This is a genomic window from Allobosea sp. FG18 (genome assembly GCF_057809495.1).
In genome coordinates this window covers 37,470-54,788 of sequence record NZ_JBMDKB010000005.1, presented here as the reverse complement: position 1 = coordinate 54,788, position 17,319 = coordinate 37,470, and the positions used below count along the sequence as shown (strand labels likewise).

Annotated in this window: 14 protein-coding genes; 9 read left to right on the top strand and 5 right to left on the bottom strand. The window is 67.6% G+C overall.

What is annotated here, in order from left to right; all coding sequences use genetic code 11:
* Window positions 1-41: 41 nt before the first annotated feature.
* Entirely contained in the window at window positions 42-956 is a 915-nt protein-coding gene (locus ACODTJ_RS07355; RefSeq protein WP_454654876.1) for a GntR family transcriptional regulator, read from the top strand.
* Here ACODTJ_RS07355 and ACODTJ_RS07350 read toward each other — a convergent pair.
* Window positions 944-1,198: a hypothetical protein gene (locus ACODTJ_RS07350; RefSeq protein WP_488848029.1), complete on the bottom strand. Its 255-nt coding sequence runs from the start codon at window positions 1,196-1,198 to the stop codon at window positions 944-946. The genes ACODTJ_RS07355 and ACODTJ_RS07350 overlap by 13 nt on opposite strands.
* Between ACODTJ_RS07350 and acnA the strand changes: the two genes are divergently transcribed.
* Window positions 1,182-3,800, top strand: a complete 2,619-nt coding sequence (gene acnA / locus ACODTJ_RS07345; RefSeq protein ID WP_488848026.1) for an aconitate hydratase AcnA — start codon at window positions 1,182-1,184, stop codon at window positions 3,798-3,800. The genes ACODTJ_RS07350 and acnA overlap by 17 nt on opposite strands.
* Here acnA and ACODTJ_RS07340 read toward each other — a convergent pair.
* Together ACODTJ_RS07340 and ACODTJ_RS07335 are read right to left on the bottom strand one after the other, a co-directional pair.
* Window positions 3,781-4,962 (bottom strand): OmpA family protein, encoded by a 1,182-nt coding sequence (locus ACODTJ_RS07340; protein ID WP_454654879.1) that lies wholly within the window; start codon window positions 4,960-4,962, stop codon window positions 3,781-3,783. The genes acnA and ACODTJ_RS07340 overlap by 20 nt on opposite strands.
* A gap of 49 nt (window positions 4,963-5,011) precedes the next feature.
* A complete protein-coding gene (locus ACODTJ_RS07335; protein WP_454654880.1) occupies window positions 5,012-6,469 on the bottom strand; it encodes a caspase family protein in 1,458 nt (485 codons plus the stop codon).
* Window positions 6,470-6,638: 169 nt separating this feature from the next.
* Here ACODTJ_RS07335 and ACODTJ_RS07330 point away from each other — a divergent pair, with 169 nt between their 5' ends.
* From ACODTJ_RS07330 to ACODTJ_RS07315, 4 genes are all read left to right on the top strand, one after another.
* Window positions 6,639-7,898: a DUF4399 domain-containing protein gene (locus ACODTJ_RS07330; RefSeq protein ID WP_454654881.1), complete on the top strand. Its 1,260-nt coding sequence runs from the start codon at window positions 6,639-6,641 to the stop codon at window positions 7,896-7,898.
* The gene (locus ACODTJ_RS07325) at window positions 7,898-8,341 is read left to right on the top strand and encodes a DUF4399 domain-containing protein (RefSeq protein WP_454654882.1); all 444 of its coding nucleotides are present in this window, start codon (window positions 7,898-7,900) and stop codon (window positions 8,339-8,341) included. The genes ACODTJ_RS07330 and ACODTJ_RS07325 overlap by 1 nt, the downstream gene beginning before the upstream one ends.
* Before the next feature lie 21 nt (window positions 8,342-8,362).
* Window positions 8,363-10,063, top strand: coding sequence for an SUMF1/EgtB/PvdO family nonheme iron enzyme (locus tag ACODTJ_RS07320; RefSeq protein ID WP_488848023.1), 1,701 nt, complete (start codon window positions 8,363-8,365; stop codon window positions 10,061-10,063).
* 112 nt (window positions 10,064-10,175) lie between these two features.
* Window positions 10,176-10,925 (top strand): SDR family NAD(P)-dependent oxidoreductase, encoded by a 750-nt coding sequence (locus ACODTJ_RS07315; protein ID WP_454654885.1) that lies wholly within the window; start codon window positions 10,176-10,178, stop codon window positions 10,923-10,925.
* Between the two features lie 36 nt (window positions 10,926-10,961).
* On the opposite strand, the gene ACODTJ_RS07310 is transcribed toward ACODTJ_RS07315, so the two are convergent.
* Entirely contained in the window at window positions 10,962-12,179 is a 1,218-nt protein-coding gene (locus ACODTJ_RS07310; protein ID WP_488848020.1) for a pyridoxal-phosphate-dependent aminotransferase family protein, read from the bottom strand.
* Between the two features lie 222 nt (window positions 12,180-12,401).
* Here ACODTJ_RS07310 and ACODTJ_RS07305 point away from each other — a divergent pair, with 222 nt between their 5' ends.
* A complete protein-coding gene (locus ACODTJ_RS07305) occupies window positions 12,402-15,320 on the top strand; it encodes an FAD-binding and (Fe-S)-binding domain-containing protein (protein ID WP_454654887.1) in 2,919 nt (972 codons plus the stop codon).
* On the opposite strand, the gene ACODTJ_RS07300 is transcribed toward ACODTJ_RS07305, so the two are convergent.
* Window positions 15,310-16,056 (bottom strand): sulfite exporter TauE/SafE family protein, encoded by a 747-nt coding sequence (locus tag ACODTJ_RS07300; RefSeq protein WP_454654889.1) that lies wholly within the window; start codon window positions 16,054-16,056, stop codon window positions 15,310-15,312. The genes ACODTJ_RS07305 and ACODTJ_RS07300 overlap by 11 nt on opposite strands.
* An 86-nt stretch (window positions 16,057-16,142) precedes the next feature.
* Between ACODTJ_RS07300 and ACODTJ_RS07295 the strand changes: the two genes are divergently transcribed.
* Together ACODTJ_RS07295 and ACODTJ_RS07290 are read left to right on the top strand one after the other, a co-directional pair.
* The gene (locus ACODTJ_RS07295; protein WP_454654890.1) at window positions 16,143-16,829 is read left to right on the top strand and encodes a FadR/GntR family transcriptional regulator; all 687 of its coding nucleotides are present in this window, start codon (window positions 16,143-16,145) and stop codon (window positions 16,827-16,829) included.
* Window positions 16,830-16,903: 74 nt separating this feature from the next.
* Window positions 16,904-17,290: a DUF6455 family protein gene (locus tag ACODTJ_RS07290; RefSeq protein WP_488848018.1), complete on the top strand. Its 387-nt coding sequence runs from the start codon at window positions 16,904-16,906 to the stop codon at window positions 17,288-17,290.
* Window positions 17,291-17,319 lie beyond the last annotated feature (29 nt).

Sequence of the window (17,319 nt, the reverse complement as noted above, 5' to 3'; positions counted from 1 at the left end):
GCCCTGCTTGCGACCACTCGCGCGATTGAACGGCGTCAGACATGCCCCACAGCCCTCTCGCTCTGCGCATCGCCAATGACATCATCACGCGCATCGGCATGGGAGAATTCGGCGCGGGCTCGCATCTGGCGACGGAAGCTTTGGCCAAACGCTTCGAGGTTTCGCGCTCGCCGGTCCGTGAGGCGCTGGCCATTCTCTTGGGCCAAGGCGTCATCGAGAACCGCCGGAATCGCGGCTTCTTCGTATTGCCGAGCGCGGGACGAAAAGCGGGAGAGGCCGGGCTGGAGCCTGTGGGCCAGCGCGAGAGCGACCCCTATTACGAACTGGCGGAGGATTGGCTCGAGGACCGGATCGGCGCCGACCAGACCGAGCAGGCGATCCGGGATCGCTACAACCTGACGCGTTCGCAGGCTCAGGACCTCTTGTCCCGCGCCTCTCGCGAGGGCTGGGCAGAGCCGAAGCCGGGCTATGGCTGGAAATTGCGTCAGGTCGCCAAGACGGCCGAGGCTTTCGAGGACATCTACCGTTTCCGCGCGGTCATCGAACCCGCGGCCCTGCTCGAGCCTGGCTTCCGGTTGGACCGGGCGGTCGCTGCGTCGCTGCGCCGGACACAGGAGCGACTGGCCTCGGGCGAACTCGACGGGCTGGCGCCGGCAGCGATGGCGGCAGCCGGTGTGGAATTCCATGAGGGCATCATCAAGATGTCCGGCAATCCGATGTTCCTTCATGCGCTGGAGCGCGCCAATCAGCTGCGGCGGCTGGCGGAGTACCGGCTCAAGCTGAACCCGCAGCGCATTGCGGTGCAGAGTCGCGAGCATCTGGAGATTCTCGACCTCCTCGCCAAGGGCGACAATCTGGAGGCGGCGCATCTGATGCGCCGGCATCTCAGCGGAGCGCTCGCCTCGAAATCGCCGGTCGTGCACCCGCGAACCGACGGCACCGGTCACGCCATCTGACTGCGTCGGCAAGCCTTGCGGCAGCGCCGCTCACCGGCGAGGCGATCCATATCCGGGCTTTTGTGGTTTTCTGGATTGATAAAACCAATCTTGGTCTCTAGGTTTTGGGCGGCAGCGACAAGCTCGATGCCGCGGTCGGAAAGCCACGGCGCCCGCTTGTGCTGACCGAAAGCGATGGTCGGGCCGTCATTCCGAACAGGGCGGGCTTCAGACCCGGATGAGACCGTGACGTTGAACGACAAGGTTGAATGGGCATCCTTCGGCGCAGCGGGCGAGAGCTTTCTCCGCCTCGATGTCGCGTCGCTTCTGGGGCAGGACTTCCGGCGCCTGCCGCATGTGCTGCGGATCCTGTTCGAGAATGCGATGCGCTCGGCGCACGCGGAGGAGACGGGATATCTGCCGCAGGCGTTTCGCGAGTGGCTGCGCGAGGGGGCGAGCCTCGTCGAGATCCCGTTCCTGCCGAACCGGATCATGATGCATGACACGACCTGCGGCCCGGCGCTGGTCGATATCGCGGCGATGCGCGACGTGCTGGCCGAGAACGGCCGCGACCCCGACCTGCTGATGCCGCGCATTCCCGTCGACGTCTCGACGGACCATTCCTCCGGCGTCGATGTCTTCGGCCGACCGGATGCCTTCCAGCGCAATCTGGAGAAGGAATTCGCGCGCAATGCCGAGCGCTACCGCCTGATGAAATGGGCGGCCGCGGCGATGCCGGGCATCCGGGTGCATCCGCCGGGATCGGGCATCATGCACACGATCAACCTGGAGAGGCTGTCGCGGGTGGTCATCAGCGAGATGCATCAGGGCGAGCGCAGAGCCTTCCCGGATGCCATGCTGGGAACCGACAGCCATACACCGATGGTCAACGGACTCGGCGTGCTCGGCTGGGGCGTCGGCGGGCTGGAGGCGGAAGGAGCGCTGTTCGGCGTCCCCGTCGTCCTGCGCATTCCCGATGTGATCGGGGTGAAGCTCACGGGCCGGTTGCGCGATGGCGTATTGGCGACCGATCTCGCCCTGGAAGTGACCCGCGCGTTGCGCGCCATTGGCGTCAGCGGCGATTTCGTCGAATTCTTCGGGCCGGGGGTGTCAACGTTGTCCGTCGGCGAGCGCGCGGCGATCGCCAACATGGCGCCGGAATACGGGGCGTCGACCGGGTATTTCCCGATTGACGACAAGGCGCCGGCCTATCTCGCGCGGATCGGCCGGTCATCGGCGGACTGCGCTCTGGTCGAGGCCTATGCCAGGGCGAGCGGGCTCTGGTTCGATCCCGGGGCGCAGCCGCGCTTTACGCGCGTGATCACCGTCGATCTCGACGCCATCGAACCCGGTGTCGCCGGGCCTCGTCGCCCGCAGGATCGGCTTGCCGCCGGTACGACCCGTTCGGCCTTTACGCCGGCTCTGGCAACTGCGCGTGAAGAAGTTCTTCCCGATGGCGCGGTCGTCATCGCGGCGATCACGAGCTGCACGAACACATCCGATGCCAGCATGCTCGCTGCTGCCGGGGTGCTCGCCCGCAAGGCCCGCGCCCGCGGCCTGCGGCCGCCGGACTACGTCAAGACCTCGCTGGCGCCGGGATCGCCGACGGCCGAGCGCTTTCTGCGCCGTGCCGGTCTGCTCGATGACCTCGAAGGGCTCGGTTTCGGCATCGTCGGCTATGGCTGTACGACCTGCATCGGCAATTCCGGGGCCCTGCTCGACAGCGTCAGGGCCGAGCTTGGCCGGGACGGTTTTCGCCCGGTCGCGGTCCTCTCCGGCAATCGCAACTTTCCGGGCCGCGTCCACCCCGATCTCGAGAACGGTTTCCTGGCCTCGCCGCCACTGGTCATCGCCTTCGCGCTTGCCGGTACGGTCAATATCGACATCACGCGGGAACCGATCGGATTCGATAAGGTGGGACAGCCCGTGATGCTCGAAGAGATCTGGCCGACGGGCGCCGAGATCGACGCGGCCGTGGCGAGCGGCTGGGACGTCACCGATTTCGACGCCGCCTATCAGGAGGCCGCGACCCGCCCGCTCTGGGTCGATCTCGACGCACCGGATGGCGCGCGCTTTCCGTGGGATCAGGCCTCGACCTATCTGCGCAGGCCGCCCTTCGTCCAACCGCAGGGACAGCCATCGATGGCGGGGCATGCCCGGCCGCTGATCGTCTTGGGCGATGACGTGACCACGGACCATATCTCGCCGGCGAACCAGATCCGCCCGGACAGCGCGGCCGGCCGGCACATCATCGCCCAGGGTGGCGATCCCGCCGATCTCAACGTCTTCGCCTCGCGGCGCGGTAATTTCGAGGTGATGATCCGGGGCGCCTTCACCAACCGGATGGCGGTCAACCGTCTGCTGCCGGCGGGTGCGCCGGCCGGCTTCACACGGCACGAACCTTCAGCGGAAATCGTTTCCCTGACCGAGGCGGCCGAACGCTATACCAGCGAGAACACGACGCTCGTGCTCGTGGCAGGCGAGCGCTACGGCATGGGCTCGTCGCGCGACTGGGCGGCCAAGGCCGTGGCGCTGCTCGGCGTCCGCGCCGTGATCGCCGCGAGCATCGAGCGCATTCATCGCACCAACCTGATCGGGATGGGCATCCTGCCGCTGCTGCTGCCGGCGGGCGTCCATCCCGATACGCTCGATATCGGCTCAGCCGACCTGTTCGCGATCGATCTCGAACCCGGTCGCCTGGCGCCGCGCTGCGCGGTTCCGCTGACGATCATCCGTCCCTCCGGCGAAGCCGTCGCCATCACCTTGCGCGCCGCGATCGAGACCTCGCTGGAGATCACCCTGCTGAAATCGGGTGGGCTGATCCCGCATGTTCTCGGTGGGCTTCTCAGCAGCCGATCACCTTGAACTCGACCCGCCGGTCGAGCGCGTCGCTGGCATCGTCCTTGCCGGTCCCGACGAGGTTCTCGCGGAAGCCGCGGCCGGTCGCGATCAAGCGGCCGCGATTGTCGGGCGCGCCGGTCAGCAGCAGGTCCATGACAAACTGTGCCCGCAGGGCCGAGAGCCGATCATTCACCTGCGGCAGGCCGGTATGCGAGGTATGGCCGACGACCTCGAGGCAGGCGCCCTTCTGGCGCGAGCGCGTCGCGATCTGGCTCAGCCACATCGGGTAGGGATCGGTGATCTGGCGATCGTCGATGAATTGCGTGGTGCCGGGCTTGAACAGCAGCTTGACCATCAGCCGGTCGGTAGCGAGGCCGTAATCGACCAGGTCGCCGAAGGCGTCGACCATGTCCTCGCGCCGGGCGAGCTTGCTTGCGGCGAGATAGGTCCCGATCCTGACGCGATGCTGCTCGCCGCCGGGCAGCTTGCGCGCTGTCCGGTAGAAGGCGAGCGCCTCGCGGAAATGCTGGGTTTCATAGGCGAGGATGCCGTCATTGATCAGCGCATTGGCGGTCAGCTTTTCGACATAGCCGGGATCGATGGGGTCCCCCAGCTTCGTGCCCTGGCAAACCTTGATGTAGGACTCCGTCGCCTGGTCCTTCGCCCAGAGCGGCGAGTCCCGGTAATAGGGCGTAGGCGTCGTGTCGACGCCTTCCGTGCGGGCGCGCGAGACACCTTTGGAAACGACGCTGTTGGATTTGAGATCGGCCAGCGTCAGGCAGATCCGGTAGGCATCGCGCGGCCCGTCCGCCACGCCCTGGTTGTTCACGGCGGTGAAGGTGCCGACCAGCACGACCGGCTTGCTCGCCAAAGCCTCGCTGGCGAAGGGCAGGACGGTGAAGCGCGGGTAGCTCGTCCGGACGAGCTCCATCAGGGTCGCCTGCATCGAGCGCGTCGCGGTCGATTGCGCGCCCGAGGCGGCATCGATCAGCGGGTCGATGACGAGGTTGATCTTGTCCCCGGAAACAGCCGCCTTGCTGAACAGGTCGTCGGCCGCCTTGCGCAGCGCCTCGGCGAAGGGCGTGGGCGTCGGAGGGGGCGGCGCGGTCTGGGCGCCGGCGGATGTGGCGCCCGCCAGCAAGGCCAGGCCGATGATGGCGATCTTGAAACGGGTCAGGTCCGTCATGCCTCACCTTTCCAGCTTCGGCCGGGCTTGCCGCCACGACCACCCTGCATCAGCGGCACTGCCGCAATTGCTCGCGTCCCGCGGGCGTCAGCTCGCCGAGCTGCGCCCGCATCAGGAGTTCGGCACATTCGCCGGAGGTCCGTCCTCTCGACGCTGCTCCGGGAGCCACTTCCACCGGACGGGGGGCTGCGCCTGGCAGTGCGATGGGCTGCGTCGATCGATTGGGCGATAGCGCCCCCGGGGCGCCGAGCCGGGCCGCCAGCGCCTGCTCGACCGTCCGGCGCTCGTCGGCGAGGCGCTGCTTTTCCGTTTCGATCGCTGCGAGTTCGGATTCCCGGCGGGCGAGCTCGTCGGCGAGGCGCGCCCGTTCCGCCTTGTCCTGGGCGCGCGGCGGGGGTGGGGCGGGAGCGATCGCGACAGGCGCGGAGCCTGGAGCCGGCGCGGGCGGCGGGACGCCCACCGCATTGCCGGTATCCTTGCGGGCGAGATCGTCGGCCGCCTGCTTCCGCCCCTGTTCCGCCCGTTCGAGGCGCTGGAGCAGGGCGCGCTCGCGCTCGGCGAATTCGCGCACGAGCCTGTCGCGCTCGCTCGAGACGGAGGAGCGGCGTTCGAGCAGGTCGAGCCGCGTGCGGGCGTCAATGACGAAGAAGCTCTGGGGATAGCGCTGGATGAAGGCCTGCAGCGCCAGGGCGTCGTCGCTGGCGCGGATGCGGCGCCAGACATCGGCATCCGTCTCCTCGCGGTTGAGGTAGAAATCGCCGAGCAGGGACAGCGAGAGTTCCGGCGTCTGCCGGCCGGCGGTCGTGTCGTAGACGCTCTTCTGCACGCGGCGGAACAGCGTCGCGACTTCCAGTCCGGGCTGGTCGATCTCGCGCACCAGAGCGGCGGTGAAGGGGCTGTTGCGGCCCGCACCGTCGGCGGCGACGTCATTCGCCTGCGTGGCATAGGCGATGACCATGCCCTGCGCGCGCTGGACCGGGGCGAGGCCGGAGCCGACCGAGAAGCCGCGCGTCGCCTGCCGCTTGGCGAGCAGGCCGACGAAGGGGTTGTTGCGGCAGGCGTCGAGCACCATGATCTTGACGCCCTTCGCGTAGTTCAGGGCGGTGACGACATCGTTGAGCCGCGTCGTCTCGTACTGGACGCCGACCTCGTCCTCGATCTTCGCCTCGACCGGAACGAGATAATTCTCGCCGTTGAACTGGAAGCCGTGGCCGGCGAAATAGAACATCGCAGCGTCCGCATCCTGCGCGATCCGGGCGAAGCGCGTCAGCGCCGCATCCATGCCGCGCTTGTCGAGATCGATGCCGTCGACCACTTCGAAGCCGACCTTGCGCAGGGCGACGACCATGTCACGGGCGTCGTTCACCGTGTTCGGCAGGACCGGGGCGTTGCGGTAGCTGGAATTGCCGATGACCAGCGCGACGCGGCGCTCGGGCGGTGTCTCGGCCAGGGCAAGGCCGGACAGCAGCACGAGGAACAGGCCGCAGAGGCGCGCGACGAGGGTCATGGCTCACGTTCCTAAAGGCTGCCGGCAGCCTCTGCGTCATGCTAATGCATGATCCCGGCCACCTCCAGAACAATGCATGATCCTCACCGAAACGGGATGGCGTTCTGCTTGAAGGCGCCAGTCGGCGCTGGTAGCCTTCGCCTCATCTTCTCGCGGAAGGAAGATGCTGATGCTTCGCCTTACGCAGGCGTTTCTGCTGGCGGTTCTTGCCGTGGCGATCCCATTCGCCGAGGCCTCGGCACAGGAGCGCGCCCGGCAGCGCAGCCCGGCCCCGGCAACCGCCCGTCTTTCCTTCGTCGGGCTCGCCGACAAGGCGCAGGTCCCCGCCAAGCTCACGGTGCGTTTCGCGATCTCCGGCATGGAGGTCCTTCCCGCCGGCCAAGCGGCACGCAATGCCGGGCATCACCACCTGCTGATCGATACCGAATTGCCGCCGCTCGACCAGCCGATCCCCAGCGACTTCAACCATATCCATTTCGGCGGCGGCCAGACCGAGGCCGAAATTGCGCTGACACCGGGCAGGCACACGCTGCAACTGCTCTTCGCCGACCACAATCATGTGCCGCATGATCCGCCGATCGTGTCGGAGCGCATCACGGTCGAGGTTCCGGCGACGGCGGCCGAGAAGCCGCGTTCCGCCGCGGCGCCCGGCGCGCGCGTCTTCTTCATCGACCTGCAAGATGGCGCCACCATCCCGAGCCGCGCCAAGATCCGCTTCGGCACGGAGGGCATCACCGTGACGCCGGCCGGGACGACCAGCGCGAATGGCGGCCACCACCATCTCCTCGTCGATACCGAGCTGCCGGCGCTCGACCGCGAGATTCCCAGCGACTTCAACCACCTGCATTTCGGGCGCGGGCAGACCGAGGTCGAGCTCTCGCTGCCGCCAGGCGAGCACACGCTGCAATTGCTGCTGGGCGATCACGAGCATGTGCCGCACGATCCGCCTGTGGTCTCGCCGCGCATCCGGGTCCGCGTCGTCGCCGATGCACAAGCCTCGGTCGCAGCCCCCCCGCCGGCGCACACCCACGCCGCCGGCCGTGCCCGCACGGCGTCGCCCAACGATGCCGCCGTCTATTTCGTCTATCCTCGGGACGGCGACCGGATCTATCCGACCTCGACGATCCGTTTCGGCCTGCGCAACATGGGCGTGGCGCCGGCTGGCGTCGCCAAGCCGAATACCGGGCATCACCATCTGCTGGTCGATACCGAGCCGCCCTCTTTCGGCGAGCCGATCCCGGCCGATCTCAACCATATCCATCTCGGCGGCGGCCAGACCGAATACAAGCTGACGCTTCCGAATGGGCGACACACGCTGCAACTCCTGCTCGCCGACGAGAACCATGTGCCACATGATCCGCCGGTGATTTCGGAGCGCATCACGGTGATCGTGGCGCCGGGCGGTCCGCATGCGAGGAGGCGCCGGTGATGTCGCAAGCCCGCATCGCAGCAGCCGGTCTTTTCGCTCTGATGGCCTGGCAGGGCACCGCCCCGGAGGCTGCGGCGCAGGCGCCGACGCGCCAGCCGGCGCCAGCTGGAGCGCAGGTCTATTTCCACTATCCGATCGATGGCCTGAGCGTGCCTGAGCGCTTCACCGTGCGCATCGGCCTGCGCGGCATGGGCGTCGCGCCGGCCGGCATCAACCATGCGCGGACCGGGCATCACCACCTGCTGATCGATACCGATCCCGGCCCGCCGGACCAGCCGATTCCATCCGACTACAACAACATTCATCTCGGCAACGGTCAGACCGAGGTGGTGGTGACGCTGCCCAAGGGCCGGCATACGCTGCAATTGCTGCTCGGCGACCACATGCATATCCCGCACAATCCGCCTGTGATGTCGCCGAAGATCACGGTCAATGTCCGCTAGTCGCGAGGGGTGTGTCTGTCGATGATCTGGTTGCGCGTCCTGTTTGCCGCTCTCCTGCTGCCGATGCTGGCTGCTTCCGGCTTCGCCCAGCAGCCGGGGGACGCTGCGCGTGTCGCCCTCGTCATCGCCAACGAGGCCTACCCGGAGGCGCCGATCGGTGGCGCCGCCCAGCAGGGGCGCGCTGTCGCCGAAGCCCTGAGCGCCGGGGGCTTCGATGTCGTCGCCGTTGAGAATGCCGACCGCAACGCGATGCGACAGGCGATCGCCGGCTTCGCGAGCAAGCTCAGGCGCGGCGCGCAGGTCGTGGTGTTCTTTAGCGGCCACGCCATCCAGCAGCGAAACCGCAATTTCCTGCTGTCGACGCAGAACGGCACAGAGGGGGCTGTCGATCTCGACGAGATTATCGATCCGCTGATCGTCGCTCGGCCGGCTGGCGCCTTGCTGTTCCTCAATGCCGGGCGCGACAATCCCTGGCAGGGCAAGGCGAGGGGGCTGCTCCCGCTCGAACCGATGGAAGGCATCGCCGTGCTGTTCCCGTCGGCGCCGGGCAAGGCTCTGCCAAATGGCCCCGACCGCGCCGTCGATGCCTGGCTGAAGGCGATCCGGACGCCGGGGCTGGAAATGGAGCAGGCGCTGAAGCAGGTGCGGGACACGGTCGCGCGCGAGAGCCGGCGCAGCCAGCAGGTCTGGCTCTCGGCGGAGCCATTGAAAGGGCTCGTCGTCACACCCGTCGTCCGGCCGGTCGCCGTGGCGCAGGGCAGCCGCGCCGTCATTCCGCCACCCCAGACGCCGGGCGTGACTCAGGACGCCGCCTATGATCTCGCCTTCTGGGAATCGATCCGCAACAGCCGCAATGCCGCGGAGTACCGGGCCTATCTCGACGCTTATCCGAATGGGCGTTTCGCCTCGCTCGCCCGCACGCGCGAGCAGGAGTACCGCGCCAGCCCGGCCGCGCCTGCCCCCACTGCTGTCGCGGTCGCGACGCCGCCGGCAGCGTCCCAGCCGGCCGCCGGTGTGCCGCAGCGGGATTGCGCGGGCTGCCCCGAGCAGGTCGCGATCCCCGCCGGCAGCTTCCAGATGGGCTCGAACGATCTCTACGAGTTCGAGAAGCCGGTGCATCCGGTGAGCGTCCGCGGCTTCTATCTGGGCGTGCGCGAGGTGACCTTCGAGGAATGGGATCTCTGCATCGATCAGGGCGGCTGCAATTACCGGCCTGACGATCGCGGGCTCGGCCGCGGCAAGCGGCCGGTCACCGACATCCACTGGAACGATGCCAACGCCTATCTCGTCTGGCTTTCGGCGCGTAGCGGCAAGCCCTATCGCCTGCCGACCGAGAGTGAGTGGGAATACGCGGCGCGCGCCGGCACGGTGACGACCTATCCCTGGGGCCAGACCCTGGTGAAGGAGCGGGCCAACTGCCTCGGCTGCAACGACCAGGAGCGCGGCAGCGCTGTCGCGGCCGGCCAGTTCCCGGCCAATGCCTTCGGGCTCTACGACATGGCCGGCAATGCCGCCGAATGGGTCGCCGATTGCTGGAGCGAGAATTATCGCAGCGCGCCCCGCGACGGTAGCGCCTATACCGTTGGAGGCTGCCGCGAGCGCGTGCTGCGCGGCGGCTCCTTCAACAACGATCCGCGCTATCTGCGCTCGGCCGCGCGTTTCAAATACGAGGCCGATGTGCGCTTCTACACCAACGGATTCCGCGTCGCGCGCGATCGCTAGATTCTAAGTTCCTCCTGAAATCGCAGGGGCGGCATGCGTGCCGCCCGCCTTGAAGCTCGGCCCTTCCCACCGGCAATAAGGACCGGGAATCAATCAGGAAGGGGAGGCCCGCATGGCCAAGGAATTCACCGGCAAGCGCGTGATTGTGATGGGCGGCAGCCGTGGCATCGGCCGCTCGATCGCGCTCGGCTTCGCCGCGGGCGGGGCGGCGGTCTCGATCTGCGCACGAGGCGCGGGGCCGCTCGAGGCCACGCGCAAGGAGATCGAGGCGCTGGGCGTCACGGCGCATGCGGCCAGTGTCGATCTTGCCGATGCCGACCAGATCGCAACCTATGTGCCGGAGGCCGTGAAGGCACTGGGCGGGCTCGATATCCTCGTCAACAACGCTTCCGGCTTTGGCCAGACCGATGACGAGGATGGCTGGGCCGCCTCGCTCAGCGTCGACATGATGGCCGTGGTGCGCGGCAGCCATGCGGCCATTCCGCATCTCCAGCCGGGGTCGTCGATCGTCAACATCTCGTCGATCTCGGCGTTGCGGGCGTCCTCGCGCTCGGCGCCCTACGGCGCGATCAAGGCGGCGGTGATGCATTACACGGGCAGCCAGGCGAAGATGCTGGCGCGCAAGGGCATCCGGGTGAACTGCGTCGCGCCGGGCTCGATCGAGTTCCCCGGCGGCTCCTGGGAGAACCGCAAGACCTCCAATCCCGAGCTCTACAACGCGACGCTGGCGTCCATCGCTTTCGGGCGGATGGGGAGGCCTGAGGAGGTCGCCGAGGTCGTGCTCTTCCTCGCCTCGGCCAAGGCGAGCTGGGTCACCGGCCAGAGCATCGTCGTCGATGGCGGGCAGCTCGTCGGGCCGTAAGCCTGATCGGAGCCGCCGGGCCTCGGCTGGAACAGCTCAGGCGCCGGCGGCGGCCGCCTTCTCGTTGGCGTGATCCTGCACTTCGAAGCTCGCCATCGCGGCGGCGACGCCGCCGCTGCGATGCGGCACGCCGGCCGCCGACAGGCCGAGCTCGACCCCGGAGAGCGCGCCGAGCAGGCTGAGCTCGTTGCATTCGCCGAGATGGCCGATGCGGAAGACCTTGCCGGCGACCTTGCCGAGGCCCGAGCCGAGCGAGATGTTGTATCTCTCCAGCGCGATCTTGCGGAAGCGGTCGGCATCATGGCTCGGCGGCATCAGAACGGCGGTGAGGACCGGTGATTGCTCGGCCGGGTTCTGGCAGAGCACCTCGAGCCCCCACGCCTTGACCGCGGCGCGGCAGGCCGTGGCAAGACGGTTGTGCCGGGCGAAGACGTGGTCGAGCCCTTCCTCTTGCAGCATCGCGAGCGCTTCCTTGAGCCCGTAGAGCAGGTTCGTCGCGGGCGTATAGGGGAAGAAGCCGTTGGCGTTGATCTTCACCATCTCCTGCCAGTCCCAATAGGAGCGCGGTAGTGCGTTGGTCTTCGACGCCGCGAGTGCTTTCTCCGAGATGGCGTTGAAGCCGAGGCCGGGCGGCAGCATCAGGCCCTTCTGCGAGCCGGAGACGGTGACGTCGACCTGCCATTCGTCGTGGCGGTAGTCGACCGAGGCGAGCGAGGAGATGGTGTCGACCATGAACAGGGTCGGATGGCCGGCGGCATCGATCGCCTTGCGGATCTCGGGGATGCGGCTGGTCGCGCCGGTCGAGGTCTCGTTATGGACGACCATGACGGCCTTGATCTTGCGCCCCTTGTCCTCGGCGAGCTTCGCTTCGATCGCGGCCGGGTCGGCGCCATGGCGCCAGTCGCCGGGGATGAACTCGACTTCGATGCCGAAGCGCGTGGCAATCTGCTTCCAGAGCGTGGCGAAATGGCCAGTCTCGGCCATCAGCACGGTATCGCCGGGGGAGAGCGTGTTGACGATCGCCGCCTCCCAGGCACCGGTGCCCGAGGAGGGATAGATCACGACCGGCTGCTTCGTCTTGAAGATCGCCTTGCTGCCTTCCAGGACGTGCCTGCCCAGCGCGGCGAATTCGGCGCTGCGGTGGTCGATGATCGGCATCGCGATCGCGCGCAGGATGCGGTCCGGGATCGGACTCGGGCCGGGAATGTGGAGGAAATGACGGCCCTGCATGATGCTGTTGTCCTCGTTCGGCATTCGGCCTGCGGCAAGCGATGCGCCGTCGCCGGCTTCATCTTGCCTTCGCTTTTTTGAAGATCAAACCCCGGAATCCTCCCCGGCCGTGCCGGGGTGCCATGCGTGAATGGTCACGCGGGGACCCTTGTCGAGCTGGCTCTGTTCCTGCTCTTCTTGGGGCGGTGTGCGCCCTGATCGCGGCTCTGCTTGGGCGCGTCCCCCCGAAACGGCCGAGGCTGCGGAATGAACCAGACGGCACTGTCCCGATCGCATAGCCGCAATCTCGGCTTCGAGCGCCGGCTTGCCGGGGCGTTGGAAGGCGAGGTTCGCTTCGATGCCTTCACGCGCGGCCGCTACGCCACCGATGCCTCGATCTACCAGATCCTGCCGCAGGGCGTGGCCTTCCCGAAGAGCGAGGCTGATATCGCTGCGGCGCTGACGATCGCGGCCGAGCATGGCGTGCCGGTGATCGCACGCGGCGGCGGCACCTCGCAGAACGGCCAGCCGATCGGCGACGGGCTGGTGCTCGACCTGAGCCGGCATTTCAACGGGATCCGCGATTATGACCCGCAGGCGCGCACCGTCTCGGTTGCGCCTGGCCTCGTGCTGGAGGCGCTGAACACGCGGCTGAGGAAGGAGGGGCTGTTCTTCCCGGTCGAGCCTTCGACGGCGAGCCGTTGCACGATCGGCGGCATGGCCGGCAACAACTCGTCCGGGGCACGCTCGCTGCGCTACGGCAAGATGGTCGACAATGTCGTCGCGCTGAAGGCGATGTTCCATGATGGCGAGCCCTTCGCGCTGGGCGAGGGCGCCATCAGGGACAATGCCTCGCCGCGCGCCCGCGACCTGATGATGGGGATGCTGGCGCTGGCCGGGCAGCATCGCGAGGCGATCGAGGCGATCTTTCCCAAGGTGCAGCGGCGCGTCGGCGGCTACAATCTCGATGAGCTGATCGTGCCGCGGCCGAACCTGTCGCATCTGCTCGTCGGCTCGGAAGGCACGCTCGCGATCACCACGGAAGCGACGTTGAAGCTCTCGCCGCTGCCGCAGCATCGCGTCATGGGCGTCTGCCATTTCCCGAATTTCCGCGCCGCGATGGAGACGACCCGGCATATCGTCGCGCTCGGCCCGGTCGCGGTCGAGCTCGTCGACAACAATGTGCTGGTACTCGGCGCCGATATTCCGCTCTTCGTGCGCACGCTTGCCGATATCACCAAAGGCCAGCCGAACTGCCTGCTGCTGGTCGAGTTCGCCGGCGATGACCTCGCCGATCTCAAGCGCGATCTGAAGCGACTCGACCAGTGCATGGCCGATTTCGGTTTCGCCGATGCAGTGGTGGAGGTGATCGAGCCCGCCCGGCAGAAGCCGGTCTGGGATGTCCGCGAGGCCTGCCTCAACATCATGATGTCGATGAAGGGCGACGGGAAACCGGTCTCGTTCATCGAGGATTGCGCGGTGCCGCTGGAGCATCTCGCGGATTACACCGATGCGGTGACGGCGGTGTTCGAGAAGCACGGCACGCGCGGCACCTGGTATGCCCATGCCTCGGTCGGCTGCCTGCATGTGCGGCCGATCCTGAACATGAAGACCGAAGCCGGCGTCAAGGCGATGCGCCGCATCGCCGAGGAGGCCAGCGAGCTCGTCCGCCGCTTCAAGGGCTCGTTCTCGGGCGAGCATGGCGACGGCATTTCGCGCTCGGATTTCATCGAGCCGATGTTCGGCGCGCCGCTGACCCGCGCCTTCGAGGCGGTCAAGGACGGTTTCGATCCCGACAACAGGTTGAACCCCGGCAAGGTCGTCCGCTCCTACCACATGGATGATCGCAGCCTGATGCGCTTCGCACCGGGCTATGCCACGCCGGTCCCCGCGCAGACCGCGCTCGACTGGTCCGACTGGGGCGGCTTCGGTGGCGCGGTCGAGATGTGCAACAACAACGGCACCTGCCGGAAGATGGCCGGCGGGACGATGTGTCCGTCCTGGCGCGCGACGCAGGACGAGCAGCATGTGACGCGTGGCCGGGCCAATACGCTCCGGCTCGCGATCTCCGGGCAGCTCGGCCCCGATGCCTTCACCTCGCCGGAGATGAAGGAGACGCTCGATCTCTGCGTCTCCTGCAAGGGCTGCAAGCGCGACTGCCCGACCGGCGTCGACATGGCCCGGATGAAGGTCGAGTTCCTGCATCACTACCATGCGAAGCATGGCCTGCCGCTGAAGGAGCGCCTGATTGCCTTCCTGCCGCGCTATGCGCCTTTTGCTGCCAAGCTCGCGCCGCTGATGAATTTGCGCGACCGCATTCCGGCGCTGGCAAAGCTGAGCGAACGCTGGCTTGGCTTCTCGGCGCGGCGCTCGCTACCGGTCTGGCGCAAGCCCTGGCGGGAGGCGGCTGCGCCATCGGATGTCTCGGCCGTGCGGGGCGATGGCCGTGACATCGTGCTCTTCGGCGATACCTTCAATCGCTATTTCGAGCGCGAGAACCTTGAGGCGGCGCAGCGCGTGCTGGAGGCGGGCGGCTACCGCCTGCACCGTGTCGTCGCGAAGGACGGAGGCCGGCCGCTGTGCTGCGGACGCACCTTCCTCTCAGCCGGGCAGATCGCGGAGGCGCGGGCCGAGGCAAGGCGGACGGTCGATGCGTTCGCGCCCTTCGTCGCGAAGGGGGCGCGGATCGTCGGGCTCGAACCTTCCTGCCTAATGAGTTTTCGTGACGAGTTCGCGGCGCTGCTTCCGAAGGCCGAGGTCGAGCCTCTGGCGAAAGCTGCACTGCTGATCGAGGAGCTGCTGGCGGCCGACATGGCGGCTGGCAAGACCAGCTTGCCGCTGCAGGATCAGGGCGGGCGCGTCGCGCATCTGCACGGGCACTGCCATCAGAAGGCGTTCGACGCGATGGGGGCAGTCGAGAAGACGCTGCGGGCGGTGCCGGGCCTGGAGGTCAAGCCGATCGAGTCGAGCTGCTGCGGCATGTCCGGCGCCTTCGGCTATGGCGCGGCGACGATCGACGTCTCGCTGGCGATGGGCGAGCTTTCGCTGCTGCCGGCCGTGCGCAAGGCCGGCCCGAGCGATCTCGTCGTTGCCGATGGCACGAGCTGCCGCCACCAGATCCATGACGGCGCGCAGCGCGAGGCTTTGCATGTCGTGCGGGTGCTGGATTCGGCGCTCAGGCCATGAAGAAGGCGGCTGCCATCCCGAGCCCGATCAGCGTGATAAAGATGCGCAGCGCCAGCATATTGGAGATACGCCGCGCCAGATGGGCTCCGACGAAGCCGCCAAGTGCGCAGGACACGCCAAGCACAAGCGCCGAGCGCCAGTCGATCAGCCCTGCGACGGAATAGGTCGCGACGGAGACCGCCGAGAGGATCGCCGACATCAGGCTCTTCAGCCCGTTCATCTCATGCAGGTTGGTGAGGCCGACGAAACCGAAGGCCGCGAGCAGCATGATGCCGAGGCCGCCGTTGAAATAGCCGCCATAGATCGAGACGGCCAATAGCAGCAGCAGGGCCGGCAACTTCGGCAGGCCACCGCCATTGCGCAGCACGCGGCGCACCAGGGCAGGGCCGGCGGCGAAGATCGAGGTCGCGGCAAGCAGCAGCCAGGGCACCAGCGTCGAGAAGGTCTCCTTCGGTGTGACCAGCAGAAGCAACGCCCCCAGCAATCCGCCGAGAGCGGCCATCGCGATCGTCCAGCCGAGGCTGATCGGCCCGCTCGCTCGGATATCCTTCCGGAAGCCCCAGGCGCCGCCAACATAGCCGGGAAGTGCGGCCAGGGTCGCCGTGGCGTTCGCCATGATCGGCGGCACGCCGATCCAGACCAGGGCGGGGAAGGACAGGAACGTGCCGCCGCCGGCGACGGCGTTCAGCGCTCCGGCAGCCAGGCCGGCGACGACCAGAACGATGTTCGATTCCATGAGATCTCCTTCGGACCGCGGCTGGATTGCCGAAATCGGAAAGGTCTGCAAATTGGTCTGTTCGACAGCGGCGGACCGATCACCCCATGCCAAGACAGAACAAGGCCGCGATCCTCGCGCGTCTCCGGGCGATGCTCGAAGCGCGGGACATGACACCCGGCCGGCAGTTGCCCGACGAGCGCGCACTGTCGGCTGCGCTGGGATGTTCGCGCCAGACGCTGCGGCAGGCGCTGTTCACGCTCGAAAGCGAAGGGGCGATCTGGCGCCATGTCGGGCAGGGGACTTTCGTTGGGCCCCGACCGGACGGCCACCCGATCCGGGAGGCGGTGCTGCTGCAGGCGACATCGCCTTTGCAGCTCATGCAGGCGCGCCTGATCATCGAGCCGCCGATCGCGGCCGAGGCGGCGCGGGTGGCGACGCCGGCTGATCTCGATCGCCTGAGGCATATCGTGGCTGAGGGACGGCGCGCCCGCTCGCGCGCCGAATGCGAACGGCACGACGCTGCCTTCCATCGCGCGGTCGCGGAGATCGCCCGCAATCCGATCCTGCTCGGCCTGCTCGACTATCTCGCGGGCGCGCGCCGTCGCGCGGCCTGGCAGCAGCAATGGGACCGGACCTATCGCCGGATCGGGGCGTCGGAATTCACCGGCCTTCACTGCGACCAGCACGCGGCCGTCGTCGAAGCGATGGCCGGTCGGAACCATGCCCGGAGCGAAGACGCCATGCGCCGCCATCTTCAGGTCATCGCGCAAGCGATCGAGGCGAGCGTCTAGCTCCGTAATTTGAGCTGCCGCAACGACAATCTCCGGCGGTTGGCTAATCGTCGCGCGAGAATGCGGAGGTGGCCATGCATATTGCCGAAGCCGTTCGCCAATGGTGGCGAGATCAATCTCTCCTGAGGGCGTTCGAGGACCTCGACCAAACGACGGTCGCCGAACTGGCGCGGGACAATGCCCTCCCGGAGGCCGATCTTCGCCGGCTTGCCTCCCGCATCGACACCGATTCCGCACTGGTTCGCCGGCTGCTCCAGCGGGTCGGCGTCGATCCGGACGGCCTGGCCCGCAATCAGGCGGGTGTCATGCGGGACATGGCGGTCGTCTGCGCGGGATGCGCGATGACGCGCCGCTGCCGGCGCGATCTGGATCGGCATGAGGGGCCGCTGCCGCATGGGCGCTATTGCCCCAACGGGGAAACCATAGAGGCCCTGCATCAGGGCTCGCGGCCGGCGTCGTGATGCCGGCCGCCTCGCAAAGGTCCGACAGC

Excerpts from the sequence above, each read along its gene's own strand:
- ACODTJ_RS07340 (WP_454654879.1), bottom strand. The coding sequence starts at position 4,962 with ATGACGGACCTGACCCGTTTCAAGATCGCCATCATCGGCCTGGCCTTG.
- ACODTJ_RS07305 (WP_454654887.1), top strand. The coding sequence starts at position 12,402 with ATGAACCAGACGGCACTGTCCCGATCGCATAGCCGCAATCTCGGCTTC.
- ACODTJ_RS07315 (WP_454654885.1), top strand. The coding sequence starts at position 10,176 with ATGGCCAAGGAATTCACCGGCAAGCGCGTGATTGTGATGGGCGGCAGC.
- ACODTJ_RS07320 (WP_488848023.1), top strand. The coding sequence starts at position 8,363 with ATGATCTGGTTGCGCGTCCTGTTTGCCGCTCTCCTGCTGCCGATGCTG.
- ACODTJ_RS07330 (WP_454654881.1), top strand. The coding sequence starts at position 6,639 with ATGCTTCGCCTTACGCAGGCGTTTCTGCTGGCGGTTCTTGCCGTGGCG.
- ACODTJ_RS07355 (WP_454654876.1), top strand. The coding sequence starts at position 42 with ATGCCCCACAGCCCTCTCGCTCTGCGCATCGCCAATGACATCATCACG.
- ACODTJ_RS07310 (WP_488848020.1), bottom strand. The coding sequence starts at position 12,179 with ATGCCGAACGAGGACAACAGCATCATGCAGGGCCGTCATTTCCTCCAC.
- ACODTJ_RS07335 (WP_454654880.1), bottom strand. The coding sequence starts at position 6,469 with ATGACCCTCGTCGCGCGCCTCTGCGGCCTGTTCCTCGTGCTGCTGTCC.
- ACODTJ_RS07325 (WP_454654882.1), top strand. The coding sequence starts at position 7,898 with ATGTCGCAAGCCCGCATCGCAGCAGCCGGTCTTTTCGCTCTGATGGCC.
- ACODTJ_RS07295 (WP_454654890.1), top strand. The coding sequence starts at position 16,143 with ATGCCAAGACAGAACAAGGCCGCGATCCTCGCGCGTCTCCGGGCGATG.
- ACODTJ_RS07300 (WP_454654889.1), bottom strand. The coding sequence starts at position 16,056 with ATGGAATCGAACATCGTTCTGGTCGTCGCCGGCCTGGCTGCCGGAGCG.
- ACODTJ_RS07290 (WP_488848018.1), top strand. The coding sequence starts at position 16,904 with ATGCATATTGCCGAAGCCGTTCGCCAATGGTGGCGAGATCAATCTCTC.